Origin of the sequence: Leptobacterium flavescens (assembly GCF_010671605.1) — a bacterium.
In the GTDB taxonomy this organism is placed as follows: Bacteria; Bacteroidota; Bacteroidia; order Flavobacteriales; family Flavobacteriaceae; genus Leptobacterium; species Leptobacterium flavescens.
In genome coordinates this window covers 397,195-417,438 of the sequence record NZ_JAABOO010000002.1, presented here as the reverse complement: position 1 = coordinate 417,438, position 20,244 = coordinate 397,195, and the positions used below count along the sequence as shown (strand labels likewise).

The window sequence follows — 20,244 nt, the reverse complement described above, 5'->3', positions numbered from 1 at the left end:
TTTTGTCCTGTCTTTTATCTGAGACCCAGGAATACCGCTGCCCGGTAAAGCAGGGATCTTATGGAATCTTCTACACCCAGGTTTACGTCAAACACTCTTTCTACCACCCAGTAGAGGGAGATAAAAATAAGGAGGACCGAACCATAGGACAGGATCCTTGGGTAAGTCCTGAATTTCCTGATCAGGTAAAGCACCGGGAAGATCAGGAATATAATAGCTACCTGACCGATCTCCACTCCGATATTAAAACCGAGAAGGGAAAGGGTGAGGAACTCATTCTTAAGCCCAAGGTCGCCGAGAACACTGGCAAAACCAAATCCGTGAAACAACCCGAAAACAAAAGCAATTACCCAATCTCTGCCTTTAAAAATAGGCCTGATATTATGGTAAGCTGCCAGTCCTATAGACAGTGCAATAACAGACTCTACAAGCCTGGAGGGTAAATTCACGATCTGAAGAGCTGCAAGGCTCAGGGTGATGGTATGTGCAATGGTGAAAAAAGTGATCACCTTGATGATATAAATAAATGCCGGTTTGAATCGCTCTACAGGAGCCCATTTCCCTACAGACTCGTTGGCTTCCCTCACTCTGCGTACAACCGAAGGAAGGATCAGGGCCAGAAGGAAAAGAATATGATCCAGTCCGATCCAGATATGCCAGACTCCTTGTTTTATCATGGCGATAAAACCTTTGGTTACCGAAGCTTCCGTAAGTGAAAGCGTGGAAGTGGTTTTTCCGGGTTTGAAATCAAGGGAAATAATAGCTTCGTTATTGATAACTCCTGCTTTCCAGTTGTATTCAACAACAAGATAGCCTCTGTGTTTCGGCGCTTTGTCAAATACGGCGCTATAGGTAACATCCAGAGCATCCGGAAGACTGCTGATACCTTCAAGTTTGAAGTGCAGCTGAACAAAATCTCCCAGGTTGGTCGGAAGTATGGAAACATCGCCCAGTACTACCTTGTGAGGCCCTAAAGCAGAGCTGAATGCAGAATTCTTAAGGAAGTAAGCTTTGATCTGTGAAATATAAGGTTCCAGGTCGTCCGGGCTTGTTCCGTTGGTCTTAAGCCCCCATCCGAAAACCTTGTTCAGGTCTCTTGTCTGGACCTCAAAACGACCTTCAATTCCGTCTTTCTCATACACTCTGAGGAAAATATAACTTTGTTCCGATACGTGTGCAGATCCTAAAGAAGGAAGCATCAGAAAAAGGATCAGAAGTAATTTGAATATTCTTTTTTTCATTGTGATTGATTATTTTTTCAGATTATCTCCGGTATTTAACTCCTATTTTAATTCGGCAGGAACTTCTTTTAAAAGGAAATGATAAGGATTCTTGGCATCCTCCAGGATACTTTCCATCTCAAGTTCATTCCCTATTCCTAATTGTTTTGCCAGTCTTAAGAACAGATTCATAACCACCTGGTCTTCGAGAGCCCATCCGGTAGAATCGAATACACTTAAGTTGTCTTTTGCGTAATTATATTTGGATGGATCCTGAACTACTTCAACCAGCTCAGGTCCGATATCACTGGTCTTCATCTGCTGGCATTCGCCTTCAATAATGGCTTGCTCCCTGAAATCAGGACATACCAGGCTGGATTCCAGAAGTTCCAGGGGTAATTCTATCTTCCCCGGAAAATCAGAACCTACTGCATTTATGTGTAGTTTGGGATTTACTTCCAGTTTACTGAACAAAGGCCCGGCTCCTGTATCTATTGAAGTAGCCGTACATACGATATCGGATTTGGTAAGAATGGTCTGCATATCGGCCTGAATGAACTCTACATTCAGCCCCAGCATCTCACATCTCTGCGGAAGAGAGTTCATTGCTTCCTCATCACTATCGTATATAAATACTTTTTGAATATCGAAAACCCTCGAGAGCCCGTGCAACTGTGTTACAGCCTGGGCTCCGCAACCGATAAGCCCCAATGTGGAACTATCACCATCGGCCAGAAGGCGGCTGGCAACTGCAGATGCAGCTCCCGTACGAAGTGCGGTTAATAATACCCCGTCCACAACTCCTTTTAAATGACCGGTGGTCGTATCGTAAGAAGAAATGGTGGAGAGAATGGTCGGTAAATCAAATTCTACAGGGTTCTTAGGATGATACCCCACAACTTTGATCACAACTTCTTTTTCTTTGGAATGTACAGGCATCCATTCTACTAGCCCGGAATAGGGATGATCGTAGTGGAAACCAGACCTGGCCGGAATGTCAATTCTTTCGGGTGTAAAGTCGGCTATTGCCTGATTAAGCTCGGCTATCAACGTATCCATCAACTTGTCTAATCCGTATCGCTCAACAACGGTTTGTACATCAATAGCGGTTAGAACCAAGGTTTTGTTATTTTGTGACACCATGTTGGTTTTAGTTTTCTCTTCTTACGTAAATAGCAGGGGGTGGGTTTGGTTTTTTTAAAAATTTTAACATTTAATTTAGGAAAAAACCGAAAGAAGAAGATAAAAAGACTATGTCCTTCATGTTTATTACGAGGAAATGCATTATTGGTGTTTTTTTTATTTGAAAATCAGGAAATTGTTATTTCCAGAACCAGCTCTCTCCGGATCTCCTGATAGCCCTTTTCTTCGGAATAATAGGTGGTTATCTGAACAACACGTATAAAACTGATCTTATCCTCAGGTTGGGAGGAAGGATCCCCGGAAAAGGTCCATAAAAGATCGGGAGCTTTTAAGAAACTCAGATAAGATGTGTTTGTGTTTTTCTGATTCCTGTGAGATGTGAAGTCCCTTACAAAGTCTACAAAGGCTTCTTTTTGCTTTTCATTATAGATTGAGTAGCCGTGTTCTTTTTCAAATTCAAGGATCTCCTCAACAGACCTGGATGTATTAAAAAAGCCGCTTACCTCAGGATCACCGGTGGCACCCCATACGATGCCCAGTCTTGGGGATCTGTTCAGATAATTAAAATTGCTTAATGTAAACTGATAATCATAAGGAGAAAAGAAATCCGGCCCCAGTTCATATACTTTTCCACTTTCTGTCTCCGCTTCAAACCGATGTGTATAACTCATAGGAACATCATGCCATACCAATTTTACCGGCCTGTTCCACACATAGGCAGTAAGGATCAGGAATACGGAAAGCATAAAATACAGAGGTTTGAAATATGGGCTTCCTTCGAAGATTTCCTTTTTTAGGAGGAAAAGGAGGAAAAACAGATGTATAAGCATCCACTTCCAAAAAAGTATTCCGGTAAAAACAAAGATCCCCAGGTGAAGCATAATCAACCCCATAAGAAGGTACCTGCTGAGTTTTAACCTTAGGAAAAAAAGAATAAGTCCGCACTCTACAGCGAGTGTAAATATTTTTAATGGCAGATTAAACCAGCCCAGGCTTTCTGCCAGATTATTTATGGTATCTCTGTTTAAACCGGCAAGCCAGCCGTTTGAATAGGTGGCCGGAAGTAAATATTTTATCTGATTGTTCAGGATCCATTCCGGATTGAATTTTCCCAGTCCTGAAAAAAAGTAGTTGCTCGCAAGGATACAACCGGCCAGATACAGAAAAGCGGTAAAACTAAAGTAGCCGGTGAGGATCCGGAAAAAGAAAAAGGCAAGGAATAGTAGTAATAACTGCAGGAGGAACAGGGGATCTGCCAGGGAGAAACCCATGAGTACTTCAAACTGACCGATCATAGCCAGTACGGCAATTACAAAAGGAATTAAAAAGACCGGTCGCCAATACACCATGCCGAAAAACACCAGAAGTAACAGGCGATCTGTTAAATGACTCTGATCGAAGAAATAGTTGTAATCATAAAAAGTATATCGCCAGGTCAGAATAGCTGCAATGAACAAAAGAAATTTACGCAGTAAACTCCCTTTGTCCAGATCTTCCCATTTTAACAGAAGGTGCTTGTTCAGAACAACCAGCGTTAAAAGTACCGCTCCTAACAGAATGTAATTATTCCATATTTTATACAGTATTCCTGCGTAAATAGATGGTTCTTCATAAGCTTCAAAGGAAAGTGTAGCCAATCTGAAAAACAGGGTTTTCAGCAAAAAGTAAATGACGATCAAAGAGAAAAAACGAACAGAGGAACGTATAAATCCGCTCCAACGTCCGGTTCCCTCCGCATTCCATTGGTGAAACCATTGTTTTTTGAGGGAAGTCAATGTGCTGAAAAAGGATCCGATAGTTGAAATTTTAACGAATTATAAAACCATTCCATAACAAATTACGTAAAAGTAATCGAAACTTAATCGATATAAAGTGGTGAAGCATCGTAAATCTTTGCTTCTTTGGGCAGATGAAGTTAATTTAAAAAATTGAATACTAACTAAATATATAGATGTTTTGGATTTTTCCTGGACAAAAGAACAACTGGACTATAGGGACAAGGTCATAGATTTTGCCAAAGAGAACTTAAACAACGACCTGGTAGAGCGAGACAGAGACCTGGCCTTTTCCCGTGACAACTGGGAAAAGTGTGCTGAATTCGGAATTCAGGGCCTGGCAGCACCTTCCGAACTGGGAGGAGCCTTTAAAGAGGTAGATATCCTGACCGCTACTCTGGCAATGGAAGGATTAGGCTACGCCTGCAGGGATAATGGGTTATCACTGGGACTTAGCGCGCAAATATGGACTGTACAGCTACCACTTTTACAGTTCGGAACCGAATATCAAAAAGAAAAATACTTAAAGGCAATGGTGAGCGGGAAGGCAATAGCCTGTCATGCCCTGACCGAACCCGAAGCCGGCTCCGATATTTTCAGCATGAAAACCCATGCAAAGAAAGTAGACGGGGGATATATTATTAACGGAAGCAAACGTCTGATCACCTTAGGACCTGAAGCCGATATAGCATTAATATTTGCCAATGTAAATCCCAAAATGGGAAAATGGGGCGTAACGGGCTTTATTGTAGAAAAAGGGACCAAAGGTTTTAGACAGGGAGAAAATCAGGCCAAAATGGGAATGAGAACCGTTCCCCTGGGAGATCTTTATTTTGAAGATTGCTTTGTTCCCGAAGAAAACCGCCTTGGAAAGGAAGGAGCGGGATGGAGTATAACTACTCATTCTCTCGAATACGACCGTTGTGGTATCCTGGCCTCTCAGTTGGGGGCAATGGAGTATCAATTGGAGAAGAGTGTCGAATTTGTAAGGAACAGAAAGCAGTTCGGTAAGTCCATCAGTGAATTCCAGTCGGTGTCCAATCGCATTGCTGATATGAAATTACGTCTGGAAACTTCCAGGCTTTTACTTTATAAGGTAGCCTGGTTAAAGAGTCAGGGAAAATCGGCTATGCTCGAAGCAGCTATGTTAAAGTTGCAGCTCAGCGAAAGCTTTGTGGCTTCCAGTCTGGATGCTATAAGGAATATGGGGGGAAGTGGCTATTTGACCGATTTTGAAATCGAACGAAATCTTCGGGATTCCGTTGGCGGAGTGATCTATGCCGGAACTTCCGATATCCAAAGAAATATTATTTCCGAACTCATGTATGCCGACAGTGCCCTGTCAAAAAAATAAAATGATATATAATTTACCTCAAATATTAGAAAGATCTGCTAAGCTGTATCCCGAAAAGACAGCTTATAGCTTTGTTACGGGATCTTTAAGCTATTCCGAACTCAACGAAAAAGCAGCTCAGCTATCTGCATTCCTTCTCCGTCAGGGGGTCAGGAAAGGGGATAGGGTAGGTATTTATATGAATCGTTGCCTGGAAACAGCAATTGCCGTATACGGTATAATGGGATCAGGAGCGGTTTATGTTCCGCTTGATCCGGCTGCTCCGGCTGCGAGGACGCGTTTTCTTTTAAAAGATTGTGATATTCGCCATCTGATTAGCATTCCTGGACAATCCAGAGCTTTGATAAACCTGCTTTCCGAAGAAACGGGATTGGTTTCTGTTATCGGGCTTAAGCAGGAAATGGCTGTTCGCACTTTTTCCTGGGAAGATGTATTCAGGGATAGAACTCCTTTTAAAAGACCGGAGATCCTCGGGAAAGACCTGGCGTATATTATGTATACTTCCGGATCTACGGGAGCTCCGAAGGGTATTATGCACACTCATAATAGTGGCCTGGCTTATGCAAAACTATCTGCAGAACTTTACGACTTAAATGAGAAGGATGTAGTGGGAAGTCATGCACCCCTGCATTTTGATATATCGACTTTCGCGTATTTCTCGGCACCCTTGGCAGGTGCTTCTACCATTATTGTTTCGGATGCTCATATAAAATTACCGGCCAGTCTTTCTCAATTGATGGAAAAAGAAAAAATAAGTGTCTGGTATTCCGTACCTCTGGCTTTAATACAGTTATTGCAGAGAGGAGTACTCGAAAAAAGAGATCTGAGTTCTCTGCGCTGGGTATTGTTTGGAGGGGAGGTCTTTATTTCCAAATACCTGCTTGCATTGATGAAAATGTGGCCACATGCCCGTTTTAGCAACGTTTATGGCCCGGCCGAGGTTAATCAGTGTACATTCTATCACCTGGAAAACCCACCGTCGATCAATGAAGAGATACCCATCGGAGAAATATGGAATAATACGGAAGCCAGGATCCTGGATGCAAATGATAAGGAAGTTAAAAAAGGAGAAACAGGTGTACTGGCTATACGAAGCGAAACTATGATGCTGGGCTATTGGAACAATCCGGAGTTGACGGAAAGATCCCTGTTCAGAGAAAAAACTACCGAAGGTTTTGAATCTGTCTATTTTAAAACCGGGGATATGGTAAGAAAGAATGAAAAAGGAGAGTTGATGTTTGCCGGCAGAAATGACAGACAGGTAAAGATAAGAGGGTACAGGGTAGAGCTGGATGAGATCGAAGCCCTTCTGAATGCTCATGAAAATATCGAGGCTTCGGCAGCATTTACAACAGAATCAGATAACGATGGAAAGGAGATCACAGCTGTGGCCCTGACCGATAACGAAAAAAAATACGATAGCACGGCCATAAGGGTCTACTGTGAGGATCATCTTCCTGCTTATGCTATCCCAACTAATATATATGTATTTGAAGAGTTCCCGAGGACCTCTTCCGGCAAGATTGACCGGATAAAACTAAAAGAAACGATTACAGAAAAACGCTATGAATAGAATTTTGATCAATTACATCAGCGGAGAATTAATTGGCGGAAGTGAAGATGTTGCCATTAATGCTGATGATGACCTGTTAGGAAGCGGATTGGTGGATTCATTGGGAATGATGAAACTGGTTTTATTTATTGAAAATGAATTTCAGCTTAAGATTCCGCCGGAAGATATGACCATAGAGAATTTTATGACTGTTGAATGTATTTCGAATTACCTGGAGACCAGGATTCAAAATAATACTGCAACTGTAAAATGAAACCTGAGACTATAAATAAGGAAAAGCTTTTACCGCTTACACAAAGCCAGTTGCTGATGTGGGCCGGGCAAAAATTGTATCCCGATGCTCCCTTCTACAATATGGCACATTCTTTTGATATAGAGGGAAGGATAAATACGGATATTTTTCAGAAGGCATTTGCGGAACTGATTGTGAGTTGTGATGCTTTGAGAACTGTTTTCCGGGAAGAAAACGGCTTACCGGGTCAATATATACTTGCCGAAGTTCCCTTTGAGCTACCCCTGATGGATTTTAGCGGAAAGGATGAACAAAGTATCAGACAGTGGTTACAGGAAAGAAGTGAACAGATATTTGACCTGGACAGGCCCCTGTTCGATTCGGTATTGATCAAAGCAGGAGAAGAACGCTTTATCTGGTTCCTTAACCTGCATCACCTGGTCACCGATGCTACTTCTTCCACAATTCTATATGAAGCAATGAATAAATTGTATACTTCTTTTCTTGAAGGAAATGAGGAGGATAGAGCGGCAGAAGTGTTTAGCTTTGAAGATTATATCCGCTTTGAAACAGGGCAGGAGGAGAAGAACACAGAAAACATAGCATACTGGAAGGAGAAGATCAAAGTATTGAGATCGGAGCCTAAACTGTACGGTAATAACAAAACAGTTAAAACCTCCCGTACGGACAGGGTTTCTGTTTCTCTCGGAAAGGAAAGGACTGAAAAATTAAAGACACTCATCGCACAGCCTGAAGTACGCTCCTGGACACAGGATCTCTCCTTGTTTACGGTTTTTACAACTACCTTATTTGCATTCCTGTACAGGGTGAGTGGGCAAAAGACCTTAGCCATAGGAACCCCGTCACACAACAGGCCTACCAAAAAGTTTAAGCAAACTCCTGGTGTCTTTATTGAGTTGTATCCGTTGATTGCCGGGATTGAAGATAATGACTCCTTTTTGAGCCTTCTTCAGAAGATAAAGACCGAAACCAATGATTATTTAAGACATGCCCAACCCGGATGCTCTTCGGCAGAGACCGGGAGGAGTTTTAATGTAGTACTGAATTATATTAATGCAAGTTTTTCCGATTTTAACGGCTATCCGATGAATTCTGAGTGGATACATCCTTCGCATTGCGATCCGATGCACCACCTCCGGTGCCATGTTCAGGATATGGATGCTTCCGGTATTATTGAACTGCAGTTCGATCTTAATAAAGATGTTTTTAATAAAGATCAGATACAGGCCGTACCGGGTCATTTCCTGCAATTACTGGACGCTTTTATCGCAGATATGGAAACCCCGCTTAGCAAACCGGTACTCCTGACTGATAAAGAGATAAGCTCGTATTTTACTGAAGACATTAAAACTGAAAATAAAATAAAACCCCTTATCGAGCGCTTTGAAGAAAATGCAGCTGCTTATCCGGACAGGACAGCTCTGGTCTTTAAGGGAGAAAGCATAACATTTGAAGAATTAAACAACAGATCAAATCAACTGGCCCGATACCTGAAAGATCAGGGAGCTGATGATGGTAAGACCATAGCGGTATATCTGAGGCGAAGCCCGGACTATATCATAAGTCTTCTGGCCATTCTGAAGGCAGGCGGAAATTATGTTCCCATCCCTTCGGACTATCCTTTAAAACGGATTGACTTTATCCTGGAAGAATCAAATGCATCTGTTCTTATAAGCCATTCAGAACTTGCGGATAAGTTAAATGAACGGGAGGTTCCTCTGTTGTGTTTAGATAAAGAACAAGAGAAGATCCTTAAAGAAGGAACGGAAAACCTGAAGCTTGAAGCAGACCCGGAAGCATTGGCCTATACTATATATACCTCCGGATCTACCGGGAAACCCAAAGGAGTAATGATCTCTCATAAGGCCCTCGATTCCTATATAAACTGGGCTGCAGAGTATTATCATACAGGGGAAGCCTTTAATTTTCCTTTGTTTACTTCCATCGGTTTTGATCTTACGGTAACCTCCACTTTTTTACCCCTCATAAGCGGGGGAAAACTGCTGATCTACGGAGAGGCCGTTAGCGGACCGGATATGTCATTACTGAATGTCCTTGAAGACAATCAGGTAAACAGTATAAAACTAACCCCGTCTCATCTTAGCCTGATAGCAGGTACTAAATTCAGTGATTCCGGTATCAGAACGATGATCGTCGGAGGAGAAGACTTTAAAACAAGCCTGGCGGCAACTATTGCCGAAGCTTTTGATAATAAGATCAGGATCTACAATGAATACGGGCCTACCGAAGCTACCGTTGGCTGTGTAGTACACAACTTTGATCCGGAAAAGGACAAGGAAGAAGCTTCTGTTCCTATCGGGAAGGCTATCCCCGGAATGCAGGCACTGATCCTGGATGAATACCTTCAGCCTGTACCACAGGGAGTGATCGGAGAATTGTATTTGGGAGGAAGCGGCCTTGCCAACGGATATGCCAACAGGCCGGAACTTAGCAGGGAAAGATTTATTGAACACCCTCAGCTACCCGGAGAAAGATTATATGTTACCGGAGACCTGGCCAGAAGTGATGGAAAAGGAAATCTCCACTACCTGGGACGAAAAGATGAACAGGTAAAGCTGGGAGGTATTCGAATAGAACTGGCAGAAATAGAAGCCAATATTTCCGAACTGGAAAATATTGATGAAAGTGTGGTAGTGATGATAGATAAGAAGAAGGGAGCAGACGAGGAAGTTAAGAACTGTACCGAATGCGGCCTGCCTTCTAATTTCCCTTCGGTAGATTTTAACGAGGAAGGGGTTTGTCATTTGTGCACCACTTTTAAAGGTTATGAGGAAAAAACCAAAAAGTATTTCAAAGATCCGAAAGAACTTAAAGAGATCCTCACAACTTCCACAGAGAACAATCCGGAATACGATTGCCTTACCCTGTTGAGTGGCGGTAAAGACAGTACATACGTATTGGCAAAGCTGATGGATATGGGGCTTAGGGTACTGGCATTTACACTGGACAACGGTTATATTTCAGACCAGGCAAAAGCCAATATAGACAGGGTGGTTACCCAGCTGGGAGTAGATCATATCTATGGAGACACCCCTGCTATGAATGAAATATTTGTAGACAGTCTGCACCGGCATAAGAATGTCTGTAACGGATGTTTTAAAACCATCTATACCTTGAGTACCAGGATCGCCCTGGAGAAAAAGATCCCTTATATAGTTACAGGACTTTCCAGGGGGCAATTCTTCGAAACCCGTCTTACGGAAGAGTTATTCTGGGATGAAGATGTAGACATCAGAGAGATCGATAACACTATCCTGGAAGCCAGGAAAATATATCACCGGGAAGAAGATGCTGTTTGCAAGCTACTGGATGTGAGTATGTTTGAGAATGATAATGTGTTTGAAAAAGTTCAATTCCTGGATTTTTACAGATATAACGATGTTAGCCTGGAAGAAATGCTCCGCTATCTTAAGGAAAAGATATCCTGGGTACGCCCGACCGATACGGGCAGATCTACCAATTGCCTGATCAATCAGGTGGGGATCTATGTGCACAAAAAAGAAATGGGGTATAGTAATTACGCCTTTCCGTATAGCTGGGATGTAAGAATGGGGCACAAGACCAGGGAAGAAGCCCTGGATGAAATAGATGAGCCAATAGAAGAAAAGGAAGTCTTCCGCATAATGGAAGAGATAGGATATAAATTGCCTGAGGAAAGCAGCTCCGATTCCAATAAACTGATTGCTTATTATACAGGAGATGAAAAACGCAGTTCTTCAGAGTTAAGGCAGGAACTGGGTAAAAGCCTGCCAGGATACATGATCCCGGTTCATTTTAAACATATGGAAGCCCTGCCACTTACCCCTAACGGTAAGATAGACAGGATGGCTCTTCAGGATCTGAATGATGCTCAACTAAGTATGGATACGCCTTATGTAGCCCCTCAAACGGAAATAGAGGAGATCATGGCAGAGATATGGGCAGAAGTGCTGAAAATGGATAAAGTGGGCATACACGACGATTTTATTGCTTTGGGAGGGCACTCTCTGGCCGCTATCCGTGTTACGGCAAGGATGAATGAGGCTTTTGAAATGGATTTTGCATTGAATACGGTTTTTGAATACCCGACCATTGCCGAATTCTCAAAGCATATAGAAAATACAATTATGGAATTACTGTAAAAACAAAACCCTGTAAGCGCTTTTTACGTAAGTTTTTTCAAAGCGTAGGAGCCAGGAAATATAAATGGAAAAAAGAAGTAACATAAGATCAGTTCTGATAAAATACCTGGTAGGTTTTTTATCCTTCTGTTACCTGATGAGCCCTTTTCAGGTACAGCTGGCAGGTTTTATGCATACTTTGGATCATGCCCTGGTGTCTTATGGCGAATTCCAGGAATCGCATTCCCATGCTTTTATGGATCCCAGGGAACGCTTGGCACATAGTGCGGAATCCTTTGAAGGTGATCATTCTCATTCCTTCCTGACTTTTTTCAGCTCTTTATCTGCGGATGAAAATTCTAAAGGCGATCAGACGATCCCGGAATTCAAACCGGATAAACATATAGTTAATAATTCATTGATCTTCAACGTTTTTTATGAAGATCTGCAAAAACATATTTCTGTTCATATGGCACAAAGCCCTCCGGAAGCCTATCTGGAGGAGATCTTTCCGCCTCCCGAAAATCCGTCTTTTACAAACCTTTGATTAAAATACTGATATACTGTATTTAAGCTGGTGTTCTGCCATGCTTCATGGGTTTGTATTCCCCGAGTTTAATGTTTAGCCTGCATATTCCGGATTAAGAATTATTTCGGTACAGGAGAATATTTGCCTGTCTGAAAGATACAATGGGATATGCAATACATTACGGATTTTCAATATATACCAAAATGAAAAAGATACTATGTTTGGCATTCCTGGTTTTTCTGGGAAGGCTGAACGCAAATAATACGGATGTACACCACCTGAACGGGACTATAGTTGATGAGAACAACAGCCCTATAGAAAATGTTGGTGTGTACAATAAAAACACGGGAGATTATTCATATTCCAATGCTTCCGGGAATTTTGTGTTGAACAATATTTCTGTGAACGATGTGATAAACTTCCATATTCTTGGTTTTGAGACCAAGGAAATGATCGTCAAAGAAGATCAACTGGACAGTACCATAACTGTCACCCTTAAGGAATCTGCACTATCGCTGGATCAGGTAGTTCTGGTTTCTAAAATAAATGCGCTGAGCAGCATTGTAAATGTAGATGTAAAGGTCAGTCCTATTAAATCTACCCAGGAGATCCTTAGAAAGGTCCCCGGGCTTATTATAGGACAGCATGCAGGTGGAGGAAAAGCCGAGCAGATCTTTTTAAGAGGATTTGATATCGATCACGGAACCGATATTACCATCAATGTAGATGGTCTTCCGGTTAACCTCGTATCCCATGCTCACGGACAGGGATATGCCGATCTGCATTTTGTGATCCCTGAAACCATAGGTAACCTCGATTTTGGGAAAGGCCCTTATTATGCCGATAAAGGAAACTTCAATACGGCTGGTTATGTGGATCTCAGTCTTAAAAAAGCGATCGATAACAATTTATTGTCCGTAGAAGTCGGACAATTCGATACTTTCCGTACCGTCGGCTTACTCAAAGTGCTCGATGAAGAAAAAAGCAGTGCTTATGTGGCTACGGAACTGGTTTTAACAGATGGGGTTTTTGAGTCTCCCCAGAATTTTAACCGCTTTAATATTTTCGGTCGCTACAATTACAGAGCTTCCGCGAATGAGGAGCTTACGCTAACTGCATCTCACTTTCAGAGTAAATGGGATGCCTCGGGACAGATCCCTCAAAGGGCGGTAGATCAGGGATTGATCAGCAGATTTGGTGCCATAGATGATACCGAAGGAGGAAATACCAGCCGGTCTAATTTATTGGTAAACCACTCCAAGCAATTAAATGAGAATTCCTTTATCAAGACCAAGGCCTATATTTCGAAATACGACTTTGAGTTGTATTCCAATTTCACCTTCTTCCTGGTAGATCCGGTTAACGGAGATCAGATCCGTCAGAGGGAAGATCGTACCATTATCGGAGCGGAAACGGCATACAGCTATTCCTTTGATCATCTGAATAACGATGCTTCCTTTAAATACAAGGCAGGGATCGGATTCAGATATGACGATGTTAATGAAGTGGAGCTTTCGCGTACTTCTAACAGGATAAACACCCTGAGCAGGCTTTCCCTGGGGAATGTAGATGAAGTAAATGCCTATGCCTTTATTGACGGAACGTACAAAAGAGGAAAATGGACATTGATCCCGGGATTAAGGATCGATTATTTTAAGTTCGATTTCGAGAACCTTCTCAGCCCTACGCGCGATAACAGGAGCGAGGATGATTTTTTCATCAGCCCGAAATTCAATGCGATCTATGCGGCATCAGACAATGTACAATTGTTTGCCAAGGCAGGAGTTGGTTTTCACTCCAATGATGCCAGGGTGGTTACTGCCAATACCGGTGAGGAAACCCTTCCCGGAGCTTTCGGGGCCGACCTTGGAGCTATCCTGAAACCAATAGATAAACTGGTGATCAATACTGCATTATGGGGCTTGTACCTTCAGCAGGAATTTGTTTATGTAGGAGATGAAGCCGTTGTAGAACCAAGTGGAAAAACAAGAAGATTGGGAGTTGACCTTGGTCTGAGATACCAGCTTAACGACTGGCTTTTCCTTTATGGCGATATCAACTACGCTTTTGCCAGAAGTACTGAAGAACCGGACGGGCAGGATTTTATTCCGCTGGCACCGGACCTTACCTCTTCAGGGGGATTGAGTATTAAGGACCTCGGGAAGTTTTCCGGGGGAATTAACTATCGTTATATCAAGGACAGACCAGCCAATGAAGATAATTCGATCGTAGCAGAAGGTTATTTTGTAACCGATCTAAACCTCAATTACAACTTTGCAAACAACTGGACCTTCGGACTGATCATTGAGAATTTACTCGATACCGAATGGAATGAAACGCAATTTGCAACAGAAACCAGATTGTTTAACGAGCCTGAGGCGGTAGAGGAGATCACCTTTACTCCCGGAACTCCTTTCTCTGCAAGATTAAAGCTTTCCGTGAGCTTCTAAATAGACAGGGGTAATAAAACCGCAGAACCCTGGCCATAGGCCGGGGTTTTGTTTTGAATAAGAGTTAATAATATTATAGTGATTTTGCTTTTCTGATAGCCATTCTACTGGCCAGCTTACGATTCAGGGCCGCCTCTTTTGCATGAACAATGTTCTCGGTAAAATCGATAATTTGTTGCTGAAGTTTTGTCCTGTTGAGTTTATTTATTCTTGTAATTCCACCGGGGCTAAGTACGTTGATCTCTATGAGTTTCCCGTTAATGATATCCAAACCGGCAAAATAAAGTCCGTCAGCCACTAATTTAGGGCCTACAAGTTCACAGATCCTTTTTTCTGCCTTACTCAGTGAATGCTTGAGAACGCTTCCTCCCGCATGAACATTTGAACGCAGATCTCCTGAAGCCGGAACCCTCTTCATAGCACCGATTGGCTTTCCGTTAAGCATAAGAATGCGAACATCACCTTCATGAGCCCCTTCAATATATTCCTGGAGGATAACATATTTCTGTTCCCTGTCGGTGTTGATATAGAAATCCAGTAAGGAATTAATACTTTGGGATGCTTCCTTTTCCAGGACAATTACGCCACTTCCTCCATAACCATCCAGGGGCTTCAGGATCATTTTATCACTATCACTTTCCTGAATAACTCTTTGTAAATAGTTTTTGTTTTTGGAGACATGTGTTCTCGGAATTATGTCTGTTTCCTTATCAAACATTGAAGCCGTATAAAGCTTGTTATTTGCTTTTCTGATACCTTCAATATCATTGATCATCAGGATATCTCCTTTTAGAGAATCGAGGAAGTTAAGCATTGTAGGGTCTACCGGTGGATTTGATCTTAGAAAGAGCACGTCAAAACCTGACATGGGTAACATTTCTTCCTTGAAGATCACTTTTTTATAGAATTTTTCAATGCTGGAAGGCATTTTTTCCATTTCACATATCATCTTCACAAAACCACAGACCTCATTGTCACGAATAGTCAATCCACTGGGAGTAATGATCCCGACATTGTGGTCTCTGATAAATGCTTCGTGAATAATTCTAAGGGTTGAATCGAACTTAGGATCTACGCGTTCCCAAGGATACATAATAAAACAAATATTCATACTCAATCAATAAGGAGGAACCTCCAATAATTAAAAATTTAAATCTGCTTTACCATCGGGATATTCTGGGGAAATACGCTATTCCTTATTTTACCTCCTAGTAAAAAGTGCGCTAATGTAAAAAATATTCTTGAAATGTATAATAATAAAACTTAAACAATTTTACTGTTAATAAACATGCTGAAAAACAAGGGGTTATATGTACCCTGCCACCAGAAAACCTATATAAGTACCCAGGGCATTTCCTATAGACCCGATAATAATGGATGGCAATATGAGTTCGTTCCTGTTAAAATTCTTGGCCAGCGCCAGGGCAGTGGTACCCCCTCCGATATTTGCCTGGGAGGCTACCGAAATAAGCTGCCAGTCGTACTTGGTAAAAAATCCGGCTCCGTAAGTAAACAGACCGTGTATAAGCACGGTAACCGAAACAAAGATCAGTAAAGCAACTGATAAAGCTCCGGACTGCCCCAAAGCAGCAAAATCGCAATAGGCTCCTACCACGGCAAGAAAGAGATATACAGCCCAACTCCCCAATAACATATTCCCTTTTAATTTAGAAATAGCGGGAACCTGAGCAGCGATCAAAGCAATGGTTGTCAGGATCAGGATAGAAGGAATAACAATCCCCTGTTCCTGAAAAAAGCCAGCTGCAGCATCTGAAATAAACATAGCAAAACAACTTATTCCGATAAGTAGTGACAGCGATTTTAAATTGAGGGTTTCCTGCTCATCAACAGGTGGTTTTCCATCATCCTGAACAGTTTCCGAACCATTATTTGATACAGATCGCGGCATGATCTTTTGGAAGGCTACGGGAATAGCGATCGTAAGGAAGAACCATACGGTTGTGATCACATTATCCACAGCAACGGCATTAGTATAAATAACTCCTTTCTCCACAACTTTATAATGCAGGGCCACTGCATTAAAATTAATACTACCTCCGGTATAAGTTCCGGCTATCATACCTGCAAGGGCATTATACACCCCGTCAAAATAACTGTTGTCCTTTACGATAAGTGTAGCTGCTAAAACACCCAGAACGGTCCCTAAACTCCCTAAGATAAAGGCAAAAAGGATAGGGAAGCCTACTTTTTTGAGCTGAGAAAGGTTGACATCCAGCAGCAGGAGGAAAAGTGCTCCTGGGGCTACATAACTGAATATACCATCGTATACAGGGTTAGAAGTAGTGGGGACCAGGCCTACATTGGCAAGGACCGCAGTTAAGATGATCACCATAAGGGCGATCCCGAACTTATTGAAAAAAGGTTTTTTTACTAACCACTCAGAAACAAAAAGGACAAAAGCGAGAACGGCAATCAGGTAAATTGCATTGGTAGTGAATTCCATAGAAATGAACGAGTTATTTTACTTAAGAGCTTTCAATTTAGCAATAAAATTGACAAGAGAGACTTCAGACCTGAACATTAACATAAGAGAAAAGACCTAAACTCCGGAAAAAATATTAGATTGCTGTAAATTAATTGATACCTGTATGATTTTCAGAATGCACAGTCCGGACAACTACCTGAAAGACTTTGTTGAGACCTTTATTTACTTTAAGGACTTCATGCCCGACCATTCTATAGAAAGAGTGATCCCTACCGGGCATATCTTTATTATTTTCGAGCTGGATGGCATGGAACGGAATACTTTCGACAATGATACCCTAAAACCTAACAATACATTCCGGAAGGTCTGGATCTCCGGGATGCACAAAAATTATATCTCCATTTCGGCCCATCAGAAATCGGAAATGTTCGTTATTCAGTTCAAGGCATCGGGAGCATATCCGTTTTTACACCTGCCTGTTCATGAGATCAATGAAAAGATCTTCCATGCAGAGGAATTATTAGGAGAAGAGATCCTGGAACTCAGGGAAGCCCTTGTCCGTTCCGAAAGCGAAGAGGAAAAATTTAGACTGGCTGAAGATTGGTTAAACAAACGCTTTGATAAGGAAAAAGAACCTCCCGGAGATATGCTTGATTTTATACATAAACTTCAGCAAAGATCTCAAACCGTATCCAACAATATAGCTGCCCTGATGGATGAGTATCCCTATACCAGAAAGCATCTGATAGACATGTTTAAACTATATGTGGGACTGACGCCTAAATACTATCACCGTATTTTAAGGTTTAATGAGATCCTGAAACAAATAGAAGAAAAGGAGAAGATCTCATGGGCACAGGTTTCGCTGGATTGTGGTTTTTCAGATCAGGCGCATTTTATTAAAGACTTCCGTCACTTTTCCGGTTTTAACCCCAAAGAGTTTATCGATGCGGGCTTTAACAATGAAGAAAAGAACTTTTTCCCCCTGGACAGGGAGTAGAGGTTAATTTTTTACAATACACGCTTTTGCCAATACGCTATTATTGTGCTATTAATCTTTAAAACGCACAATTATGGATCTAGCATCAGCATTTGAAAATATCAACTGGTTATCAGTTCTTGCAGCCGCCGTATCATCTTTTCTTTTGGGAGGTATCTGGTATGGCCCGCTTTTCGGAAGAGCCTGGATGAAGGAATTCGGATTTACCGAAGACGACCTTAAAAAAAGAAATATCCCTAAAACATTTGGCCTTTCTCTTATTCTGGCATTTATTGCGGCTTTTATCCTGGATATGTTCATAGGGTATGAAGCAGATCTAATGTTCGGAATGATGGCAGGTTTCTTTGCAGGCCTGGGTTGGGTTGCCACCTTTACCGGGATACAGTATTTATTTGAGATGAAATCTTTTAAAGCATTCTATATTAATGCGGGCTATAGTGTGATCTCCCTTATGTTGATGGGAATTATTCTCGGAGCCTGGTAATTACTTTATTTAAAATATCAAACGATGGAAAAAGGACTTTTAGAAAAAACTGGAAAATCCCTTGAGGAATGGATCAAGGTCGTTAAGGCCTCAAAAATTGAGAAACACGGCGAGATCGTTAAATTCCTGAAATCAGATCACGGTTTTACACATGGCTATGCAAATTTTGTTTCCTTAAAATCAAGAGAAGCAGATGCCGCTTCTTTTAATCCGGAAGACCTTGTAAATGCTCAATACACTAAAGGGAAAGAACATTTAAAAGCTGTATACGACCTGCTAATCGAAAAAATAAACACACTGGGCAGTGATATAGAGATCGTTCCTAAAAAAGCAAATGTGAGTGTCAGGAGAAAGCGGCAATTTGCCCTCATACAACCCAGTACAAAGGCCAGGATCGATCTCGGGTTAAAACTCAATGACAGTGAAACCGATGAGCGCCTTAAAGGTTCCGGAAGTTTTGGAAGTATGTGCTCCAACAAAATAGAGATCTTTGGAGCGGAAGAAGTAGATGATGAACTGTTGAAATACCTCCGGAGAGCCTATAATGATGCAGGCTGAATAAAATTTGGGGTGTGGTGACTTAAGTCACTGTTTATCAGTCGTAGGATGAATATTTTTGAGATAACAATTAAATAATCTGATATGTCTCAAGAATATAAACTCATTCCGAATAATTCCCTGATCACGGATACACCGGAGCAAGGGAGAGAATTAGCCATTAAAATGGCACGTCTGGTAGTAAAAGCAACGCAATCTGATGCTAAGATCAGGGAAAAATTAAGGCCCGTATATGCAGAAGATCCTTCTATGCTTCTGGATGTAGGCAAAGTAGTGGCTATTGAATTTCAAACCATCGCAGCAGCAAATAATTACTGGAATAAACCTTCATAACAAAAAAGCCCTGACAGAGATCGTCAGGGCTTTTAATTTGTTTATTATTCTTTTTAAGATAACCATCCTTTAGCTGTAGAACTCCTGGAAAAACGGATCAGGAAGATCCCGATAAGGATTACCAAGACAGGCATGATCAGACCTGTACCTCCAAATACTTCATAACCATTGGTCATGGCAAAATTATGAACGGTTTGTGCCAATGCGGCAATAAATGAAAGGATCAGCAGGGGAGTGGCCCACTTTTTCCTGATCAGCAATGCAATACAACCCAGCATACCTGCAAAGACAGCAATGGCAAAAGCTGCTGTTACCCAGGCAGGTGTATTGTTCATAAATTCTACTTGTTCCGGGGGTAGCAATTCAAGGGCTTCTTCGGTAATAAAAGCCTGGCCGATATAGGCCAGTACCCCCATCAGGTTCCACAGTAAACCAATGACACTGATGATCCAGAAAGACATTGGCGGTTTGTTAGTTTCAGACATAATTTTTACGGTTTAGGTTTGTACTAAAAGTTTAGATACTTCTTCAAAGCTAAAACAATGTAGTCAGAAACTCTTAAAAAAACAAATATCTGTGAACTAGCGAATTAGAAATCAGTTATCCTGTAACATGGTTTAAGGTGTCTCCTTAGAAATGATCCTGACCAGTTTGTATCTGGCCGAACTGGCATCCTGAGGAGGGTTATGGACTTCTGTTCTTTCCACGACTATCCTGTAGATAAAACCTTCTTCATACAGATTATCAAAACCCTCAATGGGGTCATAGAAAAAACTCCAGTCCGTACCCAGATTTTCGGTTTCCTGGATCTCATAGCACATTTGTTCTACAAAGCCCATACAACTTACCCTGGCCTCATTTACCCACAAGGTTTCAATATCGGTATCATCTTCAGAGCAGGCAGTGAGAACACAGCTGCATATGATGCAAAAGTAAAAGAGATTTTTTTTCATGATCTGTTTGCTTATTGAGTTACCTGATAGATACAGGAAAGAAAAAATGGTT

At 41.7% G+C, this 20,244-nt stretch carries 17 protein-coding genes; 10 read left to right on the top strand and 7 right to left on the bottom strand.

Annotated features, from left to right (window positions below; all coding sequences use genetic code 11):
• Positions 1 to 14: 14 nt before the first annotated feature.
• The 3 genes from GWK08_RS09540 to GWK08_RS09530 form a co-directional block, all read right to left on the bottom strand.
• The gene (locus tag GWK08_RS09540; protein ID WP_163606763.1) at positions 15 to 1,241 is read right to left on the bottom strand and encodes a HupE/UreJ family protein; all 1,227 of its coding nucleotides are present in this window, start codon (positions 1,239 to 1,241) and stop codon (positions 15 to 17) included.
• Positions 1,242 to 1,283: 42 nt separating this feature from the next.
• Positions 1,284 to 2,363, bottom strand: a complete 1,080-nt coding sequence (locus tag GWK08_RS09535; protein WP_163606761.1) for an ornithine cyclodeaminase family protein — start codon at positions 2,361 to 2,363, stop codon at positions 1,284 to 1,286.
• Positions 2,364 to 2,530: 167 nt separating this feature from the next.
• Entirely contained in the window at positions 2,531 to 4,138 is a 1,608-nt protein-coding gene (locus GWK08_RS09530; RefSeq protein WP_163606759.1) for a hypothetical protein, read from the bottom strand.
• A gap of 181 nt (positions 4,139 to 4,319) precedes the next feature.
• On the opposite strand from GWK08_RS09530, the gene GWK08_RS09525 reads away from it, so the two are divergent.
• The 6 genes from GWK08_RS09525 (at position 4,320) to GWK08_RS09500 (ending at position 14,418) form a co-directional block, all read left to right on the top strand.
• Complete coding sequence (locus GWK08_RS09525) at positions 4,320 to 5,492, top strand: acyl-CoA dehydrogenase family protein (protein WP_163606758.1); 1,173 nt, start codon at positions 4,320 to 4,322, stop codon at positions 5,490 to 5,492.
• A gap of 1 nt (position 5,493) precedes the next feature.
• Complete coding sequence (locus tag GWK08_RS09520; RefSeq protein WP_163606756.1) at positions 5,494 to 7,065, top strand: amino acid adenylation domain-containing protein; 1,572 nt, start codon at positions 5,494 to 5,496, stop codon at positions 7,063 to 7,065.
• Positions 7,058 to 7,318, top strand: a complete 261-nt coding sequence (locus GWK08_RS09515) for an acyl carrier protein (protein ID WP_163606754.1) — start codon at positions 7,058 to 7,060, stop codon at positions 7,316 to 7,318. Before GWK08_RS09520 ends, GWK08_RS09515 begins: the two co-directional genes overlap by 8 nt.
• Positions 7,315 to 11,460, top strand: coding sequence for a non-ribosomal peptide synthetase (locus tag GWK08_RS09510; protein ID WP_163606752.1), 4,146 nt, complete (start codon positions 7,315 to 7,317; stop codon positions 11,458 to 11,460). The genes GWK08_RS09515 and GWK08_RS09510 overlap by 4 nt, the downstream gene beginning before the upstream one ends.
• A gap of 64 nt (positions 11,461 to 11,524) precedes the next feature.
• Positions 11,525 to 11,986, top strand: coding sequence for a hypothetical protein (locus GWK08_RS09505; protein ID WP_163606750.1), 462 nt, complete (start codon positions 11,525 to 11,527; stop codon positions 11,984 to 11,986).
• Between the two features lie 185 nt (positions 11,987 to 12,171).
• A complete protein-coding gene (locus GWK08_RS09500; RefSeq protein ID WP_163606749.1) occupies positions 12,172 to 14,418 on the top strand; it encodes a TonB-dependent receptor in 2,247 nt (748 codons plus the stop codon).
• Between the two features lie 73 nt (positions 14,419 to 14,491).
• Here GWK08_RS09500 and gshB read toward each other — a convergent pair whose 3' ends face one another.
• Together gshB and GWK08_RS09490 are read right to left on the bottom strand one after the other, a co-directional pair.
• On the bottom strand, positions 14,492 to 15,529 hold the full coding sequence (gene gshB / locus GWK08_RS09495; protein WP_163606748.1) for a glutathione synthase: 1,038 nt from the start codon (positions 15,527 to 15,529) through the stop codon (positions 14,492 to 14,494).
• Positions 15,530 to 15,724: 195 nt separating this feature from the next.
• Positions 15,725 to 16,882 (bottom strand): DUF819 family protein, encoded by a 1,158-nt coding sequence (locus tag GWK08_RS09490; RefSeq protein WP_163606747.1) that lies wholly within the window; start codon positions 16,880 to 16,882, stop codon positions 15,725 to 15,727.
• A gap of 145 nt (positions 16,883 to 17,027) precedes the next feature.
• Between GWK08_RS09490 and GWK08_RS09485 the strand changes: the two genes are divergently transcribed.
• The 4 genes from GWK08_RS09485 (at position 17,028) to GWK08_RS09470 (ending at position 19,239) form a co-directional block, all read left to right on the top strand.
• Positions 17,028 to 17,864 (top strand): helix-turn-helix domain-containing protein, encoded by an 837-nt coding sequence (locus tag GWK08_RS09485; protein WP_239524896.1) that lies wholly within the window; start codon positions 17,028 to 17,030, stop codon positions 17,862 to 17,864.
• 73 nt (positions 17,865 to 17,937) lie between these two features.
• Complete coding sequence (locus GWK08_RS09480) at positions 17,938 to 18,348, top strand: DUF1761 domain-containing protein (RefSeq protein ID WP_163606746.1); 411 nt, start codon at positions 17,938 to 17,940, stop codon at positions 18,346 to 18,348.
• Between the two features lie 24 nt (positions 18,349 to 18,372).
• A complete protein-coding gene (locus GWK08_RS09475) occupies positions 18,373 to 18,906 on the top strand; it encodes a DUF5655 domain-containing protein (RefSeq protein ID WP_163606745.1) in 534 nt (177 codons plus the stop codon).
• A gap of 84 nt (positions 18,907 to 18,990) precedes the next feature.
• On the top strand, positions 18,991 to 19,239 hold the full coding sequence (locus GWK08_RS09470) for a hexameric tyrosine-coordinated heme protein (protein ID WP_163606744.1): 249 nt from the start codon (positions 18,991 to 18,993) through the stop codon (positions 19,237 to 19,239).
• Positions 19,240 to 19,292: 53 nt separating this feature from the next.
• Here the strand turns inward: GWK08_RS09470 and GWK08_RS09465 are convergent, their stop codons facing one another.
• Together GWK08_RS09465 and GWK08_RS09460 are read right to left on the bottom strand one after the other, a co-directional pair.
• Positions 19,293 to 19,724 (bottom strand): hypothetical protein, encoded by a 432-nt coding sequence (locus tag GWK08_RS09465; protein WP_163606743.1) that lies wholly within the window; start codon positions 19,722 to 19,724, stop codon positions 19,293 to 19,295.
• A 132-nt stretch (positions 19,725 to 19,856) separates the two neighbouring features.
• Entirely contained in the window at positions 19,857 to 20,192 is a 336-nt protein-coding gene (locus GWK08_RS09460; RefSeq protein ID WP_163606741.1) for a DUF4377 domain-containing protein, read from the bottom strand.
• Between the last annotated feature and the right edge of the window lie 52 nt (positions 20,193 to 20,244).

Bases quoted from the DNA above. Each gene is read 5' to 3' on its own strand.
- GWK08_RS09515 (WP_163606754.1), top strand. From the start codon at position 7,058: ATGAATAGAATTTTGATCAATTACATCAGCGGAGAATTAATTGGCGGA.
- GWK08_RS09470 (WP_163606744.1), top strand. From the start codon at position 18,991: ATGTCTCAAGAATATAAACTCATTCCGAATAATTCCCTGATCACGGAT.
- GWK08_RS09540 (WP_163606763.1), bottom strand. From the start codon at position 1,241: ATGAAAAAAAGAATATTCAAATTACTTCTGATCCTTTTTCTGATGCTT.
- GWK08_RS09535 (WP_163606761.1), bottom strand. From the start codon at position 2,363: ATGGTGTCACAAAATAACAAAACCTTGGTTCTAACCGCTATTGATGTA.
- GWK08_RS09490 (WP_163606747.1), bottom strand. From the start codon at position 16,882: ATGGAATTCACTACCAATGCAATTTACCTGATTGCCGTTCTCGCTTTT.
- gshB (WP_163606748.1), bottom strand. From the start codon at position 15,529: ATGAATATTTGTTTTATTATGTATCCTTGGGAACGCGTAGATCCTAAG.
- GWK08_RS09510 (WP_163606752.1), top strand. From the start codon at position 7,315: ATGAAACCTGAGACTATAAATAAGGAAAAGCTTTTACCGCTTACACAA.
- GWK08_RS09520 (WP_163606756.1), top strand. From the start codon at position 5,494: ATGATATATAATTTACCTCAAATATTAGAAAGATCTGCTAAGCTGTAT.
- GWK08_RS09475 (WP_163606745.1), top strand. From the start codon at position 18,373: ATGGAAAAAGGACTTTTAGAAAAAACTGGAAAATCCCTTGAGGAATGG.
- GWK08_RS09480 (WP_163606746.1), top strand. From the start codon at position 17,938: ATGGATCTAGCATCAGCATTTGAAAATATCAACTGGTTATCAGTTCTT.
- GWK08_RS09505 (WP_163606750.1), top strand. From the start codon at position 11,525: ATGGAAAAAAGAAGTAACATAAGATCAGTTCTGATAAAATACCTGGTA.
- GWK08_RS09465 (WP_163606743.1), bottom strand. From the start codon at position 19,724: ATGTCTGAAACTAACAAACCGCCAATGTCTTTCTGGATCATCAGTGTC.
- GWK08_RS09500 (WP_163606749.1), top strand. From the start codon at position 12,172: ATGAAAAAGATACTATGTTTGGCATTCCTGGTTTTTCTGGGAAGGCTG.
- GWK08_RS09460 (WP_163606741.1), bottom strand. From the start codon at position 20,192: ATGAAAAAAAATCTCTTTTACTTTTGCATCATATGCAGCTGTGTTCTC.
- GWK08_RS09485 (WP_239524896.1), top strand. From the start codon at position 17,028: ATGATTTTCAGAATGCACAGTCCGGACAACTACCTGAAAGACTTTGTT.